This is a genomic window from Kitasatospora sp. CMC57, assembly GCF_045866025.2.
Classification (GTDB): Bacteria; Actinomycetota; Actinomycetes; order Streptomycetales; family Streptomycetaceae; genus Kitasatospora.
The window spans coordinates 5,059,182-5,077,522 of record NZ_AP035881.2 but is presented as its reverse complement, the minus strand read 5'-3'; the positions used below and the strand labels follow the sequence as shown (position 1 = coordinate 5,077,522).

Genomic DNA, 18,341 nt, shown 5'->3' with positions numbered 1-18,341 from the left:
GTCGCCTTCCCCAGCTGCCTCGTGCCCGTCGCCGGTTGCGCCGCTTCTGTCGTGTCGGTACTGCTCTGTCGGTACTGCCCCCGCGCCGCTCAACTTATTCGACATATAGGTAATTAAGTTGAGCAAAACGGACAAGCTTTCACTCCATGCTAGCCCGATCCACCCCGAGGTCCACCCCTCGTCGGGATCTCTCCCCCGAACGGCCCCATCCGGCACGGTTCCACCGTAGCGCCCACCCGGGAAAGCCGTATGACGGACCGTCGGATCGGGGCCGCACGCCGAACGGCACGCGCCCGTACCCGAACCGCCCCCGCCCGGAGAGGGCGGGGGCGGTGCACAACAGGCCGACGTCGCAAGGGCGTTCGTCAGTGGGTCAGCCGGACCACCATCTTGCCGGTGTTGGCCCCGCCGAGCATCCCGATGAAGGCGTCGACGGTGTTCTCCACGCCGTCCACCACGGTCTCGTCGTAGCGCAGCTTGTCCTCGGCCAGCCAGCCGGCCACCTCGGCGACGAACTGCCCCTGGAGCGCGGCGTGGTCACGGACCAGCAGGCCCTGGAGGCGCAGCCGCTTGCCGATCGCGAGCGCCAGGTTGCGCGGCCCGGCCGGGGCGGTGGTGTCGTTGTACTGCGCGATGGCGCCGCACAGCACGGCCCGGCCGTGCACGTTGAGCGCACCGATCGCGGCCTCCAGGTGGTCACCGCCGACGTTGTCGAAGTAGACGTCGATGCCGTCGGGGGCGGCGGCCGCGAGCTGCTCGCGGACCGGGCCCTCCTTGTAGTTGAAGGCAGCGTCGAAGCCGTAACCGTCCACCAGGGTGGCCACCTTCTGCGCCGAGCCCGCCGAGCCGATCACCCGCTTCGCGCCCTTGAGCTTGGCGATCTGGCCGACCAGCGAGCCAACCGCACCGGCCGCGCCGGAGACGAAGACGGTGTCGCCCTCCTGGAGGGAGCCGACCTCCAGCAGACCCGCATAGGCGGTCAGGCCGGGCATCCCGAGCACACCCAGGTAGTAGGAGAGCGGGGCGATCTCGGCGTCCACCTTCACCGCGTGCTTGACGTCCACGGTCGCGTACTCGCGCCAGCCGAAGCCGTGCAGCACCGCGTCGCCGACCTGGAAGCCCTCGGCCTCGGAGGCCACCACGTAGCCGACCGCGCCGCCGTCCATGGTCTGCCCGAGCTGGAACGGCGGAACGTACGACTTCACGTCGTTCATCCGGCCGCGCATGTACGGGTCGACCGAGAGGTACTCGTTGCGGACCAGGATCTGGCCCGGACCGGGCTGCCGGACCGGGGCCTCCACCAGCGCGAAGTCGGACGGCTGGGGCCAGCCGCTCGGTCGGGCGGCCAGCTGCCACTCGCGGCCGGTGGTGGGCGTCGCCTGCTCTGCCATGGCGGTACTCCTCGTCGTGCCTGACCTGAAAGGTTGACTTACTGAAGCAATCGTGGGCATGAAAGGTTCACCTTGTCAAATATTCAGCTAGACTGGCGTCATGGAGACGGTCATGGAGACGAAGTCCACCCAGGAAGCCACCACGCCCACCGACGCGATCACCCGCGAGGTCGTGGACCTGATGGCCGGCCTGGTCGCGCTCTTCCACCGCGAGTACGAGGAGGCCGCCGCCGCCCGCTCGCTCACCGGTGCCCAGGCCAAGGTGCTCGCGCTGCTCCGGCGCGGCCCGATGCCGATGCGGCACATCGCCCAGACCCTGAGCTGTGAGCCGTCCAACATCACCGGCATCGTGGACCGGCTGGAGGGCCGCGGCTTCGTCACCAGGGAGGCTGACCCGCAGGACCGCCGGGTCAAGCTGGTGGCCGCCACCGAGTCCGGCGGCGCCGCCTCGGAGGAGCTCCGCGAGTCGCTCAACTTCGCCCGTGAGCCGCTCGCCGCGCTCGACGACGAGGAGCGCACCCAGCTGCGCGACCTGCTCCGCCGGATCCTCCAGCACGCCGGCGAGGACGACGCCCGGGCCTGATCCGGTGGTGGGGGGCGATGGGGTTCGTACAGTTCTTCCGGGATAGATTGCGCATTCGTGTAACCGACCGCCGCGCCGAACCGTCTGTGTAGTGAGGGCCCTGACCGGGCCGCACCGAGACGTCTTCCGCCGAGCGGCCGCAGCAGAGAGTGCCTGAGACCCCATGAGCGACCCGAAGATCCGGCCTGCCACCCGCCGAAAGCGGATGGCGAAGTTCGCCGGCGCGACGGCCGCCGTCCTGGTGCTGACCACTGCCGGCACCGGAGCCTGGTACTACCACCGCCTCGACGGCCAGATCACCACCTTCGACGCCGGCGGCATCGCCACCAGCCGACCGCCGGCCCCCACCCCCACCAAGGTCGGCGGCGGGCTCCCGGTCAACGTCCTGCTGCTCGGCTCGGACACCCGCAACGACGGCAACGACAGCCTCGGCGGCGGCGACGAGGGCGTCGGGCACTCCGACACCGCGATCCTGCTGCACGTCTACAGCGACCGCAGGCACGCCGTCGCGGTGTCGATACCCCGGGACACCCTGGTCACCATCCCGCCCTGCAAGCTGGCCAACGGCACCTGGACCACCGCGCGGGCCAACCAGATGTTCAACTCCGCCTTCACCATCGGCGGTTCCGACCAGGGCAACCCCGCCTGCTCGCAGAACACCGTCGAGAACCTCACCGGCCTGCGGATCGACCACACCATCGTGGTCGACTTCAAGGGCTTCGCCGCGATGACCGAGGCGGTCAAGGGAGTCGACGTCTGCGTGCCGAACGCCGTCGACTCCTACGGCATACACCTGGAGAAGGGCCGGCAGACCCTCTCCGGTCAGCTCGCCCTGGACTACGTCCGAGCCAGGCACGGCTTCGGCGACGGCTCCGACATAGGCCGGATCAAGCGTCAGCAGGCCTTCCTCTCCTCGCTCATCAAGAAGGTGCAGGACCAGGGCTTCAACCTGACCACCCTGCTCCCGCTGGCCGACGCCGCGAGCAAGTCGCTCACGGTCGACCCGGGTCTCGGCACCCCGATGAAGCTGGTCGACTTCGCCCAGTCGCTCCAGGACATCAAGCTCGCCGACATCGGCTTCGTCACCGTCCCCTGGCGCTACCAGGGCGACCGGGTCGCCCTGGTCCACCCCGATGTCGACCAGCTCTGGGCCCTGCTCCGTCAGGACCGCACCCTCGACGGCCAGTCGACCGGCCTGGTCACCGCCGCCCCGTCCGAGACCCCCTCGATACCCGCCGTCACCACCCCCGTCCTCCTGCTCAACGCCACCAGGACCGCCGACCTGGCCACCACGACCGCCGCCACCCTCAAGGCCCAGGGCTACACCGACGTCACCGTCGGCCCCACCCCCACCGGCACCCGCAGGACCACCGTGATCGGCTACCCGCCCGCCCAGCTCGACGCGGCCGAGGCCCTCGCCCGCTTCTTCCCCACCGCCGACCTACAGCCCGACCGCACCGCCACCACCCTCACCGTCACCCTCGGCCGCGACGTGGCCCCCGCCGCCCCGGCCGTCACCCCCACCCCGACCCCCTCGGGCACCGGCGTCCCGACCGGCATCACCGACAACACCCGCACCGCGGACGCCGACCTCTGCTCCAACCTGACGTTCGGCTGAGCCCTTCGGGGGTGGCGTGAACAGATGCCGATCGCCCGTCCCGGCCGAGTTGTACTGTGTGGCCCATCAGGCTCAGAACGGAGGTGTGCGATGACGGCGATCGAGGATCGGCCGCAGATGCTGGCCGAGGAGTTCGAGCGCATTGCTGTCGCAGCCGAGCGCGAGGGCGTCCGCCTGGAGTTCCTCCACGGCAGGCTGGGGGTCAAGGCGGTGCCGGACGGCGACCATGACGAAATCATCCGCTGGGTCATGGAGCACTGCATGCAGCAGCGTCCAGACCTCTGGCTCTATCCCGAGCGCGGCCTGAAGGTCGACACCTACCGCCGTGGTTACGCCAGACCGGACGGGACACTCGCCCCCAAGGGAAGCTTCGCGGGCCAGGGTGAGTGGGCTGACGCCGACCTGGTTGCCATGGTGGTCGAGGTGACGTCCTACGACTCGGACACCGACCAGCGCGATCGCGTGGACAAGCCCCGCGCCTACGCCGAGACCGGCATTCCGGTCTACCTGATGGTCGACCGCACCACCTGCGAGACCCTCGTCTACAGCCAGCCGGAGGACGGTCGCTACACCGTGCTCGTCCGCCATCCGCTGGGCAAGACCGTCGAACTGCCCGCCCCGGTCTCGGTCGTACTGGACACCGAACCCGTCAAGCAGTGGGTCCGCTGACGCCCAATCAGGGATCCGTCAGGCCGGGTCCGGCAGACCCGTGACGACCGCGGTGACCCGGGTGCCCGGGGTCAACTGGTGGGTGACGGCTGCGTGGTGGACGGCGTGGAGGGTCTTGGCGACGTAGCGGCGTTCCAGGGCCAGGCCGTGGCGGTGCTCGAACTCTTCGGCGAAGGCCGTGAGTTCGGGGGTGAGGCGTCCGTAGCCGCCACCGTGGTGGGTGTGGGTGATCTGCCAGTTGGTGAACTGGCGGCCGTACGTGGCCTGGTGGAGGGCGGCGACCTCGCGTTCCAGGTAGCCCTCGCCGCGGAGGACGGCGACGCCCAGCGCGCGGGCTCCGGGCGGCAGGCCCGCGGCGATGCCCGCCAGGGTGCCCCCGGTGCCGACCGGGCAGGCCAGCAGGTCGCGAGGGCCAAGGTCGGGGAGCTCGGCGGGGACGGTGGCGGCTCCTCGGACGGCGAGCGGGTTGGAGCCGCCCTCGGGGAGGACCAGCCAACCGGGTGCCGGGGGCTGGTGGTCCGTCAGGAGGGCCCGGTAGTCGGCCCGGGAGACGAAGCGGAGCTCCATCCCGCGCTCCTCGGCCGCCCGGAGCGACCAGTTGCGCGGGGCCTCGGCGAGCTCGTCCCCCCGTACCACCCCGATGCTCGCCAGCCCGAGCGCCTGCGCAGCCGCCGCCACCGCCCGCAGGTGCGTGGAGTACGCCCCGCCAAAGGTGAGCAGCCCCCGGGCGCCGGTCTCGGTCGCGTACGCCAGGTTGGGCGCGAGCTTGCGCCACTTGTTGCCCGGGACGGTCGGGTGCGCCAGGTCGTCCCGCTTCAGCCGCAGCTCCACCCCGGCCCGCGCGAAGTCGGGATCGTCCAGCACCTGAAGGGGTGTCGGCAGATCGGCGGGCAGGAGCATCCGCTCAGCCTACCGAGCAGGATTTCTGCGACCGCACGACGCTCCCCGGCGGTTCCGTCACTCGGTACGGAGCGGTTGCGTGCACTGGGCGGCGGCCGTCCACCACCCCGACGGCCGGAGTGTGGAGGCCTACGAGTGGAACGGCGAGAACGGATACACCTTCCGTCCCGGCACCCCGGCGCTGAGCCTCGACCAGCTCAAGGCGATCGTCACGGCTGTACCGGCCACTGTCCCCTAACGGGGTGAACTTCCGATGCGGGGCCCTTGGATGTGCGAAGTGATGCTCTACAGTTCTCGCAGGTTAAGGGCGACGTAAAGGCTGGCTGCGGCACAGCTGAATGGGTGGGGCGGGTGGGACTCGAACCCACGACCAAGGGATTATGAGTCCCCTGCTCTAACCGGCTGAGCTACCGCCCCGGTTCGCCGTGTCTCCGGCCGGGAAAGGGCCGGAGCAGCAGCAGACGGCCCGTCAGGGCCGTCACCCGCAGCATAGCCGGTCGGTCCGTCATGCTGCTCGCCGGGGGCGCATCCGGGTGCGCGGGGCGTGCGCTCCCCGTCCGGATGCGCTGGGGTGGGCGTCGGAGGGGTCGACGCTGAAGACTGGAGGCTTCCGGGTCCGGTCTCATGGGGCGGTGGTGGCGGTGCGCAGGAGGTGGGCAGCCGGTGTGGTGGTGCTCGTCCTGGCGGCGGGCTGTGGCTCGGGGGCGGCCAGTACGCCGGGCGCCCCGAGCCACCCGGGCTCGGGCGGCTCGGGTGCGGCCTCCGCCGCGCACGGGTGGAGCAAGGACCGGATCAAGGCCGCCGTCGCCAAGCACGGGGGCACCACCCGCACCGCCAAGCCGACCCCCTTGAACGCCCTGGTCGGCGCGGTGTTCACGCACGGCTCGGACGGCGACCACTTCTGCACCGCCAGCGTGGTCGACAGCGCGGGGCAGAACCTGATCGTGACGGCGGCGCACTGCGTCTACGACCCGCTGGCGGGCCAGCGCAGCGATCTGGTCTTCGTACCCGGCTACCGGGACGGGGGCACGCCCAACGGGGTGTGGCCGCTGGACGCGGTCACGGTCGACCGGAGCTGGACGGACGACGGCAACGAGGACATGGACGTGGCCTTCGCGATCGTGAAGCCGCAGGACGGGCGGCAGGTGCAGCAGGTGCTGGGCGCCAACCGGCTGGGCGTCAACAAGGGGTACCAGCTGCCGGTGAAGGTGACCGGGTACCCGAGCAGCGGCGAGGTGCCGATCACCTGCGGCAACCTGACCGCCGAGCAGAGCCCGACCCAGCTGCGGATCGACTGTCCGGACTACACCGGTGGCACCAGCGGCAGCCCCTGGGTGACCGACTTCGACCCGGACACCAAGACGGGCACCGTGGTCGGCGTGATCGGCGGCTACCAGGAGGGCGGGGACACCCCCGACACCTCGTACAGCAGCTACTTCGGCGATCAGGTGCAGGCGCTGTACGACCGGGCGACCGGGTAGGGCTGGCGTCCCCGCTGCCCGGGCTGGTAGATCTTGCCGGGCAGGCACTCCCGGCAGCTGAGGACGGACGGCATGACACGCGCGCGGCGGTACGGCCCCACCCTCGGGCTGCTGCTCGTGCTGGCCGTGGCCGGCTGCGCGCAGGCGCCCGCCACCACCGGCGCACCGCCCGTGGACGGTACGCCGTCCGCCGGCACCGCCCCGTCGAGCCCGACCGGGGACCGGATCGGCACACTGTTCGTCGGCGGCGAGCACGGCTCCCGGGCCTGCACCGCGAGCGTCGTGGACAGCCCCCGGCGGAACCTGCTGGTGACCGCCGCGCACTGTGTGCAGCACCCGTTGTTCGGCCGGCTGGATGACCTGGTGTTCGCCCCTGGATACCGTAACGGGCAGCTTCCCTACGGGAGTTGGCGGGTGAGCCAGGTGGTGGTCGACCAGCGGTGGACCGAGCGGGCGGACCCGGAGTACGACGTGGCGTTCCTCACCGTGGAACCGGTCGGCGGTCGGGAGATCGCGGACGTGCTGGGCGGGTTCCGGCTCGGTACGGACCAGGGGTTCGGGCTGCCGGTGTCGGTCACCGGCTACCCGAACGAGGCCGAGGAGCCGATCACCTGCAGCAACCGGACCAGTGAGCAGAGCAGCACCCAGGAGCGGTTCGACTGCCACGGCTACACCGACGGCACCAGCGGCAGCCCCTGGCTGACCGCGGCCGGGGAGGTGGTCGGCGTGATCGGCGGCTACCAGGAGGGCGGGGACACCGAGCGGACCTCGTACAGCATCACCTTCGACCACCGGGTGAGCGAGCTGTACCGCCGCGCCACGGCCTGACCGGAAGCGCCACCGCCTGACCGGAAACGCTCCGGGGAAACACGAAGGCCCTTCGGCGATCCGAAGGGCCTTCGCTCTACGCAACTCACCTCAACTGCCGGTGAAGCTCCCCCAATTGGACTCGAACCAATAACCTGCCGATTAACAGTCGGCTGCTCTGCCAATTGAGCTATGGGGGAATGCACGTATCGGAGGGGCCTGGCCCTTCCGCGCTCCCGCAATTGGACTCGAACCAATAACCTGCCGATTAACAGTCGGCTGCTCTGCCAATTGAGCTATGCGGGACCGAGCTTGCGTCCTGGTCCGGATCGGTGATCCGGGCTTCGGCGCTCGCTGCGGGTCATACATTAGCGCACTCAGGGGGGTGCTCCGCCAATCGCTTTCGCCCGGGCCGTCCGGGGGCGACCGGTGTGACCGGGAGCACGGGGCCGGTCGGGGCTCCCCGGCGCGCCCGGCGGGCGACCGGGGCGCCGGACGGGGATGCTGGAGGGCGGCGGGCCCGGGTGCCTCCGGCCCGCCGTCCGCCGGGTGGTTCGCCACCGGGCCGGACGGGTAGGGCAACGCGGCAGAGTCCGCAAGGAAGGGTGGAGACCGAGCATGTGGAAGCTGACGTTCGTCGTGGGGGTCGGGGTCGGTTACGTCCTGGGCGCCAAGGCAGGCCGCAAGCGCTACGAGCAGATCGCCGGTGCGGCCCGGCAAGTGGCGCAGAACCCCAAGGTGCAGGACGTGGCGGGCAAGGCCAGGCACCAGGCGGGAGTGGTGGCGGGCAAGGCGGCCGGCGCGGTGGCCGAGAAGGTCGGCGACCGGCTGCCGAACGCGCTCACCGACCGGGTCCCGTACCTCAGCGCCCGGGGCGCGGGAGACGACAGCTGGGGCACATACCGCCCGTAGCGGCTCCCCGGAGGCGGGCATCCGGGCAGTGAGTGGGCAACACTTCGCCCGGTCGGCTCCGTCCGGGCGCCGAGCTGAGGCATGATCTCGACATGGCCATCGTCGCGGGCATCGACAGCTCCACCACTCGCACCCGGATCGTCGCGTGCGACGCCGAGACCGGCGCCGTGCTGCGCGACGGCCGGGCGCCGCACCCCACGCCCGAGGGCGGTGATCCCCGGGCCACCGAGACCGACCCCCAGCTCTGGCTGCACTCGCTCGGCGAGGCGGCCACCGGCGGCCTGCTGGAGGGCGTCCGGGCGATCGGGGTCTCCGCCCAGCAGCACGGGCTGATCGGGCTGGACGCGGGCGGGGTGCTGGTCCGCCCGGCGCTGCTGTGGAACGACCCGAGGTCGGCCGGGGCCGCCGCGCAGCTGATCGACGCGCTCGGCGGCCCCGAGCCGTGGGTGCAAGCGATCGGCGCGGTGCCCGCGCCCACGTACACGGTGGCCAAGCTGCGCTGGCTGGCCGAGTTCGAACCGGCCTCGGCCAAGCGGATCGCCGAGGTGCTGCTGCCGCACGACTGGCTGGTCTGGCAGCTGCTCGGCCACCCCAAGCGGCGGACCACCGACCGGGGTGACGCCTCCGGCACCGGGTACTGGTCGCCGCTCACCGGCGAGTACCGGCAGGACCTGATCGAGCTGGCCCTCGGGCACCAGCTCCAGGTGCCGGACGTGCTGGGCCCGGCCGAGCCCGCCGGGCACACCCCCGAGGGTCTGCTGATCTCGGCCGGCACCGGCGACAACATGGCCGCCGCGCTCGGCCTCGGGCTCGGCCCCGGCGACGCGGTGGTCTCGCTCGGCGGCAACGGCACCGTCTTCGCGGTGCACGACCAGGCCGTGGTGGACGTCACCGGCGCGGTCTCCTCGTTCGCCGACGCGACCGGCCGCCACCTGCCGATGGTCGGCACCCTGAACGCCGCCCAGGTGCTCCGCTCGATGGCCGGGCTGCTCGGCACCGACCTGGCCGGGCTGAGCGAGCTGGCCCTGCAGTCCTCCCCCGGCGCGTACGGGCTGGTGCTGCTGCCGTACCTGGACGGCGAGCGGACGCCCCGGCTCCCGCACGCCGCAGGCACCCTGACGGGCCTCCGGGCCGAGTCGATGACGCCGCAGCACCTGGCCAGGGCCGCCGTGGAGGGCATGCTCTGCAACGTCGCGGACGCGCTGGACGTGCTGCGCGACAACGGCGTGACGGTCCGCCGGATCTTCCTGCTCGGTGCGGTCGGGCGGCTGCCCGCCGTCCGTGACGCCGCGCCGCTGATCTTCGGCGTGCCCGTGGTGATACCGCCCGCCGGGGACCACGCGGCCCGGGGCGCCGCCCGGCAAGCCGCCTGGGCACTGGCTGGGACGGCGGAGCCGCCGGACTGGGAGCTGCCCGAGGCGGTCACCCTGGTCGCCGAACGCGACGGCGACCTGGCGGTCGGCAACTCGGTCCGGCAGCAGTACCGGACCGTCCGGGACCAGGTGCACCCCGAACTGGCCGCCGAGTGACGGTGGTTCAGTCGAGGTAGGCGCGGAGCTGGTCGGTGTGGGAGTGCGCGCGCAGGCGGCTCAGGGTCTTGGCCTCGATCTGCCGGATGCGTTCGCGGGTGACGCCGAACAGGTGGCCGATCTCCTCCAGCGTGCGCGGGTGCCCGTCGTCCAACCCGTAACGGAGCTGGACGACTTGGCGCTCGCGCTCGCCGAGGGTGGCCAGCACCGCGTCCAGGTGTTCGCGGAGCAGCAGGAAGGCGGCGGTCTCCACCGGAGAGGCGGCGTCGGCGTCCTCGATCAGGTCGCCGAGGGCCACCTCGTCCTCCTCGCCGACCGGGGTGTGCAGCGAGACCGGCTCCTGGGCCAGCCGGAGCACCTCCATCACCCTGGTCTCCGACAGCTCCAGCACCGCACCCACCTCGGCGGGGCTGGGCTCGGCGCCGCGCTCCTGCAGCAGGGCACGCTGCACCCGGACCACCCGGTTGATCAACTCGACCACGTGCACCGGCACCCGGATCGTCCTCGCCTGGTCGGCGAGCGCCCGGCTCATCGCCTGCCTGATCCACCAGGTGGCGTACGTGGAGAACTTGTAGCCGCGCGCGTAGTCGAACTTCTCCACCGCCCGGATCAGGCCGAGGTTGCCCTCCTGGACCAGGTCGAGCAGGGTCAGGCCGCGACCGACGTAGCGTTTGGCGACCGAGACCACCAGGCGGAGGTTGGCCTCGATCAGACGACGCTTGGCCCGTCGGCCGAGCAGCACCAGATGCTCCAACTCCCTTACCAGATCGGGATCCTGACCTCCGGCCCCGAGGGCCTGCTCCGCGAACAGGCCCGCCTCGATCTGCCGGGCCAGCTCCACCTCCTCGACGGCGGTGAGCAGACGGATCCGGCCGATCTCGCGCAGGTACTGCCGGAGCAGGTCGGCCGCCGGGCCGGACGGCTCGGTGAACCCCGGCCCCACGACGGCCGGTTGAGCAGCGGAAAGGTCCACGGGGGCATCCCTCTCTCGGCCGACGCGCGGCTCGTGGGGGAACCGCGCCACCAGAAGGGGATACCCGCGTAGGCGGCTGATCAGGCATCTACGGCCCGGAGGCTCGGAGCCTCCGGGCCGTAGATGCCTGATCAGTTGGGTCAGAGACCCGCTGCGCCCCGGGTGCGGAGGTTCTGGGAGTACTGCTGGAGCGCCCAGAGTTCGCCCTGCACGGCGGTGAGCTGCTCGGGGGTGCCGCGGTTGCCCAGGCGCTGGAGCTGGGCGCGGACTTCGGCGATCCGGCGGTCGACCGCCTGGAGCCGGAGCTTGACCAGGAACTCGCCCGCGTAGATGGTGTCGGCGGCCCGCCGGGTGCGGATCGGCTCGACGGTCAACTCGTTGACCAGGGAGCGGACTTGATCGTCGGGGCAGGCGTCCCGGACCGCCGAGGTGAAGTCCGGCAGGGTGGCCCCGTACGCGGCACCACCCGCCTGCCGGACGGCCCGGCGGACGGCGGTGTACGGCGGGGTGGGGAACTCCTCGTCGCCGTAGTTGTCGAAAGCAGGGCTGACCAGGTCGGGGTGCTGGAGAGCGAGCTTGAGGAGTTCCCGTTCGACGAACTGGGCCGGGTCCTTGGGGTCCAGGCGGAACAGCGGACGGACCGTCGGGGTCGGTTCGGGGGCGCCGGGGCGGCGCAGCTGCTGGCGCTGCTGCGGCGGATTGTCACGCTGCCAGCGGGCCAGCTGGGAGATCCGGCGGACCACGAACTGCTCGTCCAGGATGCCCAGCAGACCGGCCAGCTGGACGGCGTACTCGTGCTGGATCGAGCGGTCCTTGATCTTCGTGATGATCTTCGCCGCCTCCTCCAACGCCGCCGCCCGGCCCTCGGCCGTGTCCACCCGGTGCCGTTCGACGGCCGAGCGGAGGGCGAACTCGAAGAGCGGGACGGGGTTCTCGATCAGCTCACGGACCGCGTCGTCGCCCTTGGCGAGCCGCAGCTCGCACGGGTCCATGCCGCCCGGGGTGATCGCGATGGAGGTGCGAGCGGCGAACTTCTGGTCGTCCTCGAAGGCCCGCAGCGCGGCCTTCTGCCCGGCGGCGTCGCCGTCGAACGTGAAGACCGTCTCGCCACGGTACTGCGAGGTGTCCATCAGCAGCCGACGGATGATCTTGATGTGGTCCTCACCGAAGGAGGTACCGCAGGTGGCCACCGCGCTGGTGACACCCGCGAGGTGACAGGCCATCACGTCCGTGTAGCCCTCGACCACCACCGCCCGGCCGGACTTGGCGATCTCCTTCTTCGCCAGGTCGAGGCCGTAGAGCACGTGGGACTTCTTGTAGATCGGCGTCTCGGGGGTGTTCAGGTACTTCGGCCCGTTGTCGTCCTCGCGCAGCCGGCGGGCGCCGAAGCCGATCACCTCACCGGTGGTGTCCCGGATCGGCCAGACCAGCCGGCCACGGAAGCGGTCGATCAGGCCGCCGCGCTGGCCCTGCGAGGCCAGGCCGCCGAGCAGGATCTCCTTGTCGGAGAAGCCCTTGCCGCGCAGGTAGCGGACCAGGTGCTCCCAGCCCACCGGGGCGTAGCCGACCCCGAAGTGCTTGGCCGCCTCGGCGTCGAAGCCGCGCTCAGCCAGGAAGGTGCGGCCGATCTCGGCCTCGGGGGTCTCCAGCTGCTCCTGGTACCAGTCGGCGGCGGTCTTGTGCGCCTCGACCAGCCTGGTCCGCTCGCCCTTCTGGTGCCGGGGCGAGTAGCCGCCCTCCTCGTACCGCAGGGTGATGCCCGCCTGGGCGGCCATGCGCTCGACGGCCTCGGCGAAGGAGAAGTGCTCGATCTTCATCAGGAACGTGATCGTGTCGCCGCTCTCACCGCAGCCGAAGCAGTTGAAGACGGCCTTTCCCGGGTGCACGTAGAAGGAGGCGGACTTCTCGTCGTGGAACGGGCAGACACCCTTGAGCTGGACCCCGCCCCCGCTGGTCAGCTGGACGTAGTCGCTGACGACAGCGTCGATCGGCAGTGCGTTACGCACCGCTTGTACATCTTCGTCCCTGATCCGCCCGGCCACCCCGGAAGTCTACGGCCCCGGCGTCACGAGACGGCTGTGCAGGGCGAGCGCGGAGGCGTCGGTGAGGGTGGCGATCTGGTCGATCACCGCGCGCAGCGCGGCCCGGTCGTCCTCGGCCTCCTCGTACAGCGCGGCGAAGACCGGGTCGAGCCCGTACGGCGCGGTGCGGGCCAGCGTCTCGGCCAGCTCGGCGATCACGATCCGCTGCCGGGAGCGGAGCTGGGCCTGCTCGTCGCGCTGCATCACGTACCGGACGGCGACCGCCTTGAGCACCGCGCACTCGATCCGCACCCCGGCCGGGACGACCAGCTCGGCGGCGTACCGGGTGAGCGGCCCCGGGCCGTAGCGGGCCCGGGTGGCCTGCTCGGCAGCCAGGCAGAACCGGCCGATCAGCTGGCTGGTCAGGTCCTTCAGCCCGGCCCGGGCCCGGGCCGAACCGTCGTACGCCCGGGGCCACCACGCCTCGGCCTGCAGGCGGTCGAGTGCGGCGCCGAACTCCTCGGGCTCGGCCTCGGCGTACCGCTCGGCGATCTTGAACAGCTCGGCCCGCTCCTCGGTGGAGCGCAGCGCGGCCAGGCTGATGTGACCAGCCTGGATGCCGTCCTCGACGTCGTGGGTGGAGTACGCCACGTCGTCGGACCAGTCCATCACGGTGGCCTCGAAGCACTTCCGGTCGGCGGGCGCGCCGGTGCGCAGCCAGCGGAAGACCGGCAGGTCGTCGCCGTAGACCCCGTACTTGGTGGAACCCGGGTCGGTCGGGTGCGAGCCACGCGGCCACGGGTACTTGGTGGCCGCGTCCAGGGCGGCCCGGCTCAGGTTGAGGCCGACGCTGTGGCCCGGCCAGGGGGCCAGGCGGGCGGGCTCCTCGTCGAGCGGGGCGAAGCGCTTGGGCTCCAGGCGGGTCAGGATGCGGAGCGACTGGGCGTTGCCCTCGAAGCCGCCGCAGGACTCGGCAGCCTGGTCGAGCGCCTCCTCGCCGGTGTGACCGAACGGCGGGTGGCCGATGTCGTGAGCCAGGCAGCCGGTCTCCACCAAGTCCGGGTCGCAGCCCAGCGCGGCACCCAACTCCCGCCCCACCTGGGCGCATTCGAGCGAGTGGGTGAGCCGGGTACGGGGGAAGTCACTGCGCATCGGGGCGACCACCTGGGTGGTGCCGGCCAGTCGGCGGAGCGCGGCGGAGTGCAGCACGCGGGCGCGGTCACGCTGGAACGCCGTCCGGCCCGGCCGCTTGTCGGGCTCGGGCACCCAGCGGGCTTCGGCGACGGGGTCGTACGTGGTGTCGTTCATATACGAGCACCGTACGCCGGGGCGGGGACATTCCGGAGGAGGTGCGGCGTACCGGTCGGAGAACAGTGCCCGACCTCTCCGCTCAGCCGGACGTCACCAGGGTCGGCATCGCCCCGCGGCGGAGCCGCTCGTGAGCAGAGCCCCGAGCGCCAGGCCCGTAGGTGGCCGACGAGTAGCGGCGCAGGATCAGCTCGACCATCGTGGGGTGCGCGCCCAGCGGTGCGGCCGTGACCCAGTCGCCCGCCGAGGCGGCGAGGCGGGCGAAGTCGCCCGGCGCGGTGAAGTAGGAGGCGACCGCGACCCGGCGGTGGCCCTCGCCAGTGAGGCGGGCGACGGCTTCGGCCACCGAGCGGCCGCCGGTGACGGCGCCGGTCCGGACCGGGACGCCGAGGCGGGCGGCGAGCAGGGCGGCCTGGGTCTCGGTGTCCACGGCCGCGGCCGGATCGCGGGAACCTGCGGCGGCGAGCACGACGGCGTCGCCGTCCGGCCCCCAGCCCGCTTCGGTCAGGCGGGTGTGCAGCAGTTCGGTGAGCAGCGGGTCGGGGCCGAGCGGGGGTGCGATCAGGCCGTTGACCTGGGGCGCGGCGGCCAGCAGGGCGGGCAGGTCGACCTTGACGTGGTAGCCCCGGCTGAGCAGCAGCGGGACCAGCACGGCGGGGCCGCTCAGGCCGTCCAGTACGTCGGGCAGCAGCGGGGCGTTCAGTCCGAGGTGCGCAACCCGGACGTCGAGTTCGGGGCGGGCGGCGGCCAGCAGGGCGGTCAGCCGGTGCACCTCGGCCAGGGTCTGCGGGTCACGGGAGCCATGGGCGACCAGGACCAGGGCGGGGCGGCGGCGGGCGTGCAGAACCCGGAGCGGGGCCTGGCCTCGGGTCGGGATCGTCGTCATGGGCCAAGCCTGCCCAGCGGCTGTTTCGGCGCCGTTGCCCGACCGTCAACATTGGTGAACCCGGCCTCACAGTGGCCGGAACGGCCCGCGAGAGGGCCGTGAACAGCAGCTGTAACCGGGCGGGCGCCGGGCCGAAACAGCGCCGTAGCAGGCTGGCGGCCATGAGCGAGACTGCCACTGACACGCACTGTCCGTACTGCGCCCTGCAGTGCGGCATGGGCCTGCGCCGCACGGGCGGCGCGGTTCCGGTGGAGGTGGTGGAGCGGCCCGGCTTCCCGGTCAACCTGGGTGCGCTGTGCGGCAAGGGGTCGAACGCCGCCGCGGTGCTCGCGCCCGGCGCCCGGCTGACCACGCCGCTGGTGCGGGTGGACGGCGAGCTGCGCCCGGCGGGCTGGGCCGAGGCGCTGGACCGGATCGCCACCGAGCTGTCGGCCACCGCCGCCGCCCACGGACGGGACGCCGTGGGTGTGTTCGGCGGTGGCGGACTGACCAACGAGAAGGCCTATCTGCTGGGCAAGTTCGCCCGGGTGGTGCTCGGCACCTCGACCATCGACTACAACGGCCGGTTCTGCATGTCCTCGGCGGCGGCGGGCGGGATCAGGGCCTTCGGCCTGGACCGCGGGCTGCCCTTCCCGGTGGCGGACATCCCGAAGGCCGGCTGCGTGATCCTGGTCGGCGGCAACCCGGCCGAGACGATGCCGCCGTTCGTCCGCTACCTGCGGGAACTGCAGGACAACGGCGGCAGGTTGATCGTGGTGGACCCGCGCAGGACCAGGACCGCCGAGCTGGCCGACCTGCACCTGGCGCCGCGCCCCGGCACCGACCTTGCGCTGGCGCTCGGCCTGCTGCACCTGGTGGTCGCGGACGGCCGTACCGACGAGGCGTTCATCGCCGAGCGCACCACCGGCTGGGCGGAGACCCGGGCGGCCGCGATGGCGCACTGGCCCGAGCACGTGGAGGCGGTGACCGGCGTCCCGCTGCCCCAACTGCGGGAAGCGGTCAGGACGTTCTGTGACGCCGGGACGGCGATGGTGCTCACCGCGCGTGGGCCCGAGCAGCAGGCCAAGGGCACCGACACGGTGAGCGCCTGGATCAACCTCTGCCTGGCCACCGGCAACGCGGGCCGCCCGTACGCGGGGTACGGCTGTCTGACCGGCCAGGGAAACGGCCAGGGCGGCCGGGAGCACGGCCAGAAGGCCGACCAGCTGCCCGGCTACCGGAAGTTGGACGACCCGGCCGCCCGCGCGCACGTCGCGGCGGTCTGGGGCGTGCACCCCGACAGCCTGCCCGGCCCCGGCCCGAGCGCGTACGAACTGCTGGACTCGCTCGGCATCACGGTCCGTTCGCTACTGCTGATGGGCTCCAACCCGGTGGTCTCCGCGCCGCGTTCGACGCACATCGCCGAGCGGCTCCGCTCGCTGGACTTCCTGGCGGTCAGCGACGTGGTGCTGTCCGAGACGGCCGCGCTGGCGGACGTGGTGCTGCCGGTCACCCAGTGGGCCGAGGAGACCGGCACCCTGACCAATCTGGAAGGCCGGGTCGTCTTGCGCCGCAAGGCCGTTGACGCTCCGTCAGGTGTCCGCAGCGACCTGGAGGTACTGCACGGCCTGGCCGGACGGCTGGGCCACGGCGAGGGGTTCGACACCAACGCCGAGAAGGTCTTCGACGAGCTGCGACGGGCCTCCAGCGGCGGTGCGGCCGACTATGCGGGCATCAGCTACCAGCGGATCGCCGAGCAGGACGGGGTCTTCTGGCCCTGCCCGGACGGCGACCACCCGGGCACCCCCCGGCTGTTCCTGGAGCGGTTCGCCACCCCGGACGGCCGGGCCAGGTTCACCCCGGTCCAGCACCGCCCTGCGGCCGAGGAGCCGGACGCCGAGTACCCGGTCCGGCTGACCACCGGGCGGGTGCTGGCCCAGTACCAGTCCGGCGCCCAGACCCGCCGGGTCGAGGCCCTGAACGCCGCCGCACCGGGCGCCTTCGTCGAGCTGCACCCGCAGCTTGCCGAGCGCCTCGGCGTGGCGGACGGGGACCGGGTCGCGGTGGTGAGCCGGCGCGGACGGACCGTCACCCCCGCCCGGCTGACCACCGCGATCCGCCCCGACACCGTCTTCATGCCGTTCCACTGGCCCGGCGAGGCCAACGCCAACGTGCACACCAACCCGGCCCTCGACCCGACCTCCCGAATGCCGGAGTTCAAGGTCTGCGCCGTCCGCCTGGAGGCGGTCACCTCCCACTAGGGCCGGTCCGGCAGGACCGGCCGGGCAGGGTCTGGACGGCGGTCAGCACGATCTTGCCCTGGGTGCGGCCGCTGTCCAGCAGCTCGTGGGCCTTGGAGGCGAGTTCGAGCGGCAGGACGGTGTCGATCACCGGCCGCAGCTGCCCGGCCTGGACCAGGGCGGCCAGCTCCCGCAGGCCGGTCTGGTCGGCCTCGACGGCCATGAAGGCGGCCCGCTTGCCCAGCGGGCGGGCCTGCTCGGCCAGGTAGGACTCGGCGGGGGAGGCCAGCGAGACCAGGAAGCCGCCCTCCTTGAGCGCCCGCAGTGAACGCGGGCCGTAGGCGCCGCCGATGGTGTCGATCACGACATCCACCGGTTCGACCGCCGTCTCGAACTCGGCCTCGGTGTAGTCGATCAGCTCGTCCGCGCCGAGCCCGCGCAGGAACTCGTGCTTGGCCGCCCGGGCGGTGCCGATCACGTACGCGCCACGGGCCTTGGCGATCTGCACCGCGAGGTGGCCGACCCCGCCGGCGGCCGCGTGGATCAGCACCCGCTGCCCGGGCCGGACGTCGGCGGTGTCCACCAGCGCCTGCCAGGCGGTCATCCCGACCAGCGGCAGGGCGGCCGCCTCGGTGTGGTCGAGCCCGGCGGGCTTGTGGAGCAGGTGCCGGGCGGGCGAGGTGACGTACTCGGCGTACGTCCCTGCGGCCACCGGGTGGCGCGGCATGCCGAAGACCTCGTCGCCCGGCGCCAGCGTGGTCACGCCGATGCCGACCGCCTCGACCACCCCGGAGACGTCCCAGCCGAGCCGGACGATCCGACCGCCCAGCCCGCCGCTCCCCCGGTGCCACGAGTCGGTCGGGTTGACCCCGGCCGCGTGCACCCGCACCAGCACCTCGGCCGGGGCCGGTTCGGGCCGCTCCACCTCGACGACCTTCAGTACCTCGGGGCCGCCGAAACCGTCCTGGCCGATCGCACGCATCGTCATCTCCCTTGTCCCGGGCGGCCACTGCGGCCGCCCGACGACAAGATTTCCGGATCCGA

The 18,341-nt window shown here is 72.3% G+C and carries 15 protein-coding genes, 3 tRNA genes and 1 pseudogene; 9 read left to right on the top strand and 10 right to left on the bottom strand.

What is annotated here, in order from left to right:
- Positions 1 to 365 precede the first annotated feature (365 nt).
- Positions 366 to 1,391 carry an NADP-dependent oxidoreductase gene (locus ACKUU6_RS22795; RefSeq protein WP_407990405.1) on the bottom strand — a complete coding sequence of 342 codons (1,026 nt, stop codon included), beginning with the start codon at positions 1,389 to 1,391 and terminating at the stop codon, positions 366 to 368.
- A 100-nt stretch (positions 1,392 to 1,491) separates the two neighbouring features.
- Between ACKUU6_RS22795 and ACKUU6_RS22790 the strand changes: the two genes are divergently transcribed.
- The 3 genes from ACKUU6_RS22790 (at position 1,492) to ACKUU6_RS22780 (ending at position 4,261) form a co-directional block, all read left to right on the top strand.
- Positions 1,492 to 1,974, top strand: a complete 483-nt coding sequence (locus tag ACKUU6_RS22790) for a MarR family winged helix-turn-helix transcriptional regulator (protein ID WP_407990404.1) — start codon at positions 1,492 to 1,494, stop codon at positions 1,972 to 1,974.
- A 163-nt stretch (positions 1,975 to 2,137) separates the two neighbouring features.
- Positions 2,138 to 3,592 carry an LCP family protein gene (locus ACKUU6_RS22785; protein WP_407990403.1) on the top strand — a complete coding sequence of 485 codons (1,455 nt, stop codon included), beginning with the start codon at positions 2,138 to 2,140 and terminating at the stop codon, positions 3,590 to 3,592.
- Positions 3,593 to 3,682: 90 nt separating this feature from the next.
- A complete protein-coding gene (locus ACKUU6_RS22780; RefSeq protein WP_407990402.1) occupies positions 3,683 to 4,261 on the top strand; it encodes a Uma2 family endonuclease in 579 nt (192 codons plus the stop codon).
- An 18-nt stretch (positions 4,262 to 4,279) separates the two neighbouring features.
- Here the strand turns inward: ACKUU6_RS22780 and ACKUU6_RS22775 are convergent, their stop codons facing one another.
- A complete protein-coding gene (locus ACKUU6_RS22775) occupies positions 4,280 to 5,161 on the bottom strand; it encodes a 1-aminocyclopropane-1-carboxylate deaminase/D-cysteine desulfhydrase (RefSeq protein ID WP_407990401.1) in 882 nt (293 codons plus the stop codon).
- 79 nt (positions 5,162 to 5,240) lie between these two features.
- On the opposite strand from ACKUU6_RS22775, the gene ACKUU6_RS22770 reads away from it, so the two are divergent.
- Complete coding sequence (locus ACKUU6_RS22770; RefSeq protein ID WP_407990400.1) at positions 5,241 to 5,399, top strand: hypothetical protein; 159 nt, start codon at positions 5,241 to 5,243, stop codon at positions 5,397 to 5,399.
- A gap of 105 nt (positions 5,400 to 5,504) precedes the next feature.
- Here ACKUU6_RS22770 and ACKUU6_RS22765 read toward each other — a convergent pair.
- Positions 5,505 to 5,578: transfer RNA gene (locus tag ACKUU6_RS22765), tRNA-Ile, on the bottom strand.
- 248 nt (positions 5,579 to 5,826) lie between these two features.
- Between ACKUU6_RS22765 and ACKUU6_RS22760 the strand changes: the two genes are divergently transcribed.
- Both ACKUU6_RS22760 and ACKUU6_RS22755 read left to right on the top strand, forming a co-directional pair.
- The gene (locus tag ACKUU6_RS22760; RefSeq protein WP_407990399.1) at positions 5,827 to 6,642 is read left to right on the top strand and encodes a trypsin-like serine peptidase; all 816 of its coding nucleotides are present in this window, start codon (positions 5,827 to 5,829) and stop codon (positions 6,640 to 6,642) included.
- A 72-nt stretch (positions 6,643 to 6,714) separates the two neighbouring features.
- Positions 6,715 to 7,470 carry a trypsin-like serine peptidase gene (locus ACKUU6_RS22755; protein ID WP_407990398.1) on the top strand — a complete coding sequence of 252 codons (756 nt, stop codon included), beginning with the start codon at positions 6,715 to 6,717 and terminating at the stop codon, positions 7,468 to 7,470.
- Between the two features lie 106 nt (positions 7,471 to 7,576).
- On the opposite strand, the gene ACKUU6_RS22750 is transcribed toward ACKUU6_RS22755, so the two are convergent.
- Positions 7,577 to 7,649: transfer RNA gene (locus ACKUU6_RS22750), tRNA-Asn, on the bottom strand.
- Positions 7,650 to 7,682: 33 nt separating this feature from the next.
- Positions 7,683 to 7,755 (bottom strand) — tRNA-Asn (locus ACKUU6_RS22745).
- Between the two features lie 312 nt (positions 7,756 to 8,067).
- Between ACKUU6_RS22745 and ACKUU6_RS22740 the strand changes: the two genes are divergently transcribed.
- Positions 8,068 to 8,361: a hypothetical protein gene (locus ACKUU6_RS22740; protein ID WP_407990397.1), complete on the top strand. Its 294-nt coding sequence runs from the start codon at positions 8,068 to 8,070 to the stop codon at positions 8,359 to 8,361.
- Positions 8,362 to 8,453: 92 nt separating this feature from the next.
- Positions 8,454 to 9,890 carry an FGGY family carbohydrate kinase gene (locus ACKUU6_RS22735; RefSeq protein WP_407990396.1) on the top strand — a complete coding sequence of 479 codons (1,437 nt, stop codon included), beginning with the start codon at positions 8,454 to 8,456 and terminating at the stop codon, positions 9,888 to 9,890.
- 7 nt (positions 9,891 to 9,897) lie between these two features.
- Here ACKUU6_RS22735 and ACKUU6_RS22730 read toward each other — a convergent pair.
- The 4 genes and pseudogenes from ACKUU6_RS22730 to ACKUU6_RS22715 all read right to left on the bottom strand — a co-directional run.
- Positions 9,898 to 10,827, bottom strand: a pseudogene (locus tag ACKUU6_RS22730) (RNA polymerase sigma factor); the annotation flags it as partial.
- A gap of 176 nt (positions 10,828 to 11,003) precedes the next feature.
- Positions 11,004 to 12,905: a DNA primase gene (gene dnaG / locus ACKUU6_RS22725; RefSeq protein WP_407990395.1), complete on the bottom strand. Its 1,902-nt coding sequence runs from the start codon at positions 12,903 to 12,905 to the stop codon at positions 11,004 to 11,006.
- Positions 12,906 to 12,914: 9 nt separating this feature from the next.
- Positions 12,915 to 14,192 carry a deoxyguanosinetriphosphate triphosphohydrolase gene (locus tag ACKUU6_RS22720; RefSeq protein ID WP_407990394.1) on the bottom strand — a complete coding sequence of 426 codons (1,278 nt, stop codon included), beginning with the start codon at positions 14,190 to 14,192 and terminating at the stop codon, positions 12,915 to 12,917.
- A gap of 82 nt (positions 14,193 to 14,274) precedes the next feature.
- Positions 14,275 to 15,078 (bottom strand): sirohydrochlorin chelatase, encoded by an 804-nt coding sequence (locus ACKUU6_RS22715; protein ID WP_407990393.1) that lies wholly within the window; start codon positions 15,076 to 15,078, stop codon positions 14,275 to 14,277.
- A gap of 161 nt (positions 15,079 to 15,239) precedes the next feature.
- On the opposite strand from ACKUU6_RS22715, the gene ACKUU6_RS22710 reads away from it, so the two are divergent.
- Entirely contained in the window at positions 15,240 to 17,318 is a 2,079-nt protein-coding gene (locus tag ACKUU6_RS22710; protein WP_407990392.1) for a molybdopterin oxidoreductase family protein, read from the top strand.
- Here the strand turns inward: ACKUU6_RS22710 and ACKUU6_RS22705 are convergent.
- Entirely contained in the window at positions 17,305 to 18,279 is a 975-nt protein-coding gene (locus tag ACKUU6_RS22705) for an NADP-dependent oxidoreductase (protein WP_407990391.1), read from the bottom strand. The genes ACKUU6_RS22710 and ACKUU6_RS22705 overlap by 14 nt on opposite strands.
- Positions 18,280 to 18,341: the final 62 nt, after the last annotated feature.

Excerpts from the sequence above, each read along its gene's own strand:
- ACKUU6_RS22795 (WP_407990405.1), bottom strand. The coding sequence starts at position 1,391 with ATGGCAGAGCAGGCGACGCCCACCACCGGCCGCGAGTGGCAGCTGGCC.
- ACKUU6_RS22790 (WP_407990404.1), top strand. The coding sequence starts at position 1,492 with ATGGAGACGGTCATGGAGACGAAGTCCACCCAGGAAGCCACCACGCCC.
- ACKUU6_RS22785 (WP_407990403.1), top strand. The coding sequence starts at position 2,138 with ATGAGCGACCCGAAGATCCGGCCTGCCACCCGCCGAAAGCGGATGGCG.
- ACKUU6_RS22780 (WP_407990402.1), top strand. The coding sequence starts at position 3,683 with ATGACGGCGATCGAGGATCGGCCGCAGATGCTGGCCGAGGAGTTCGAG.
- ACKUU6_RS22775 (WP_407990401.1), bottom strand. The coding sequence starts at position 5,161 with ATGCTCCTGCCCGCCGATCTGCCGACACCCCTTCAGGTGCTGGACGAT.
- ACKUU6_RS22755 (WP_407990398.1), top strand. The coding sequence starts at position 6,715 with ATGACACGCGCGCGGCGGTACGGCCCCACCCTCGGGCTGCTGCTCGTG.
- ACKUU6_RS22740 (WP_407990397.1), top strand. The coding sequence starts at position 8,068 with ATGTGGAAGCTGACGTTCGTCGTGGGGGTCGGGGTCGGTTACGTCCTG.
- ACKUU6_RS22735 (WP_407990396.1), top strand. The coding sequence starts at position 8,454 with ATGGCCATCGTCGCGGGCATCGACAGCTCCACCACTCGCACCCGGATC.
- ACKUU6_RS22720 (WP_407990394.1), bottom strand. The coding sequence starts at position 14,192 with ATGAACGACACCACGTACGACCCCGTCGCCGAAGCCCGCTGGGTGCCC.
- ACKUU6_RS22715 (WP_407990393.1), bottom strand. The coding sequence starts at position 15,078 with ATGACGACGATCCCGACCCGAGGCCAGGCCCCGCTCCGGGTTCTGCAC.
- ACKUU6_RS22710 (WP_407990392.1), top strand. The coding sequence starts at position 15,240 with ATGAGCGAGACTGCCACTGACACGCACTGTCCGTACTGCGCCCTGCAG.
- ACKUU6_RS22705 (WP_407990391.1), bottom strand. The coding sequence starts at position 18,279 with ATGCGTGCGATCGGCCAGGACGGTTTCGGCGGCCCCGAGGTACTGAAG.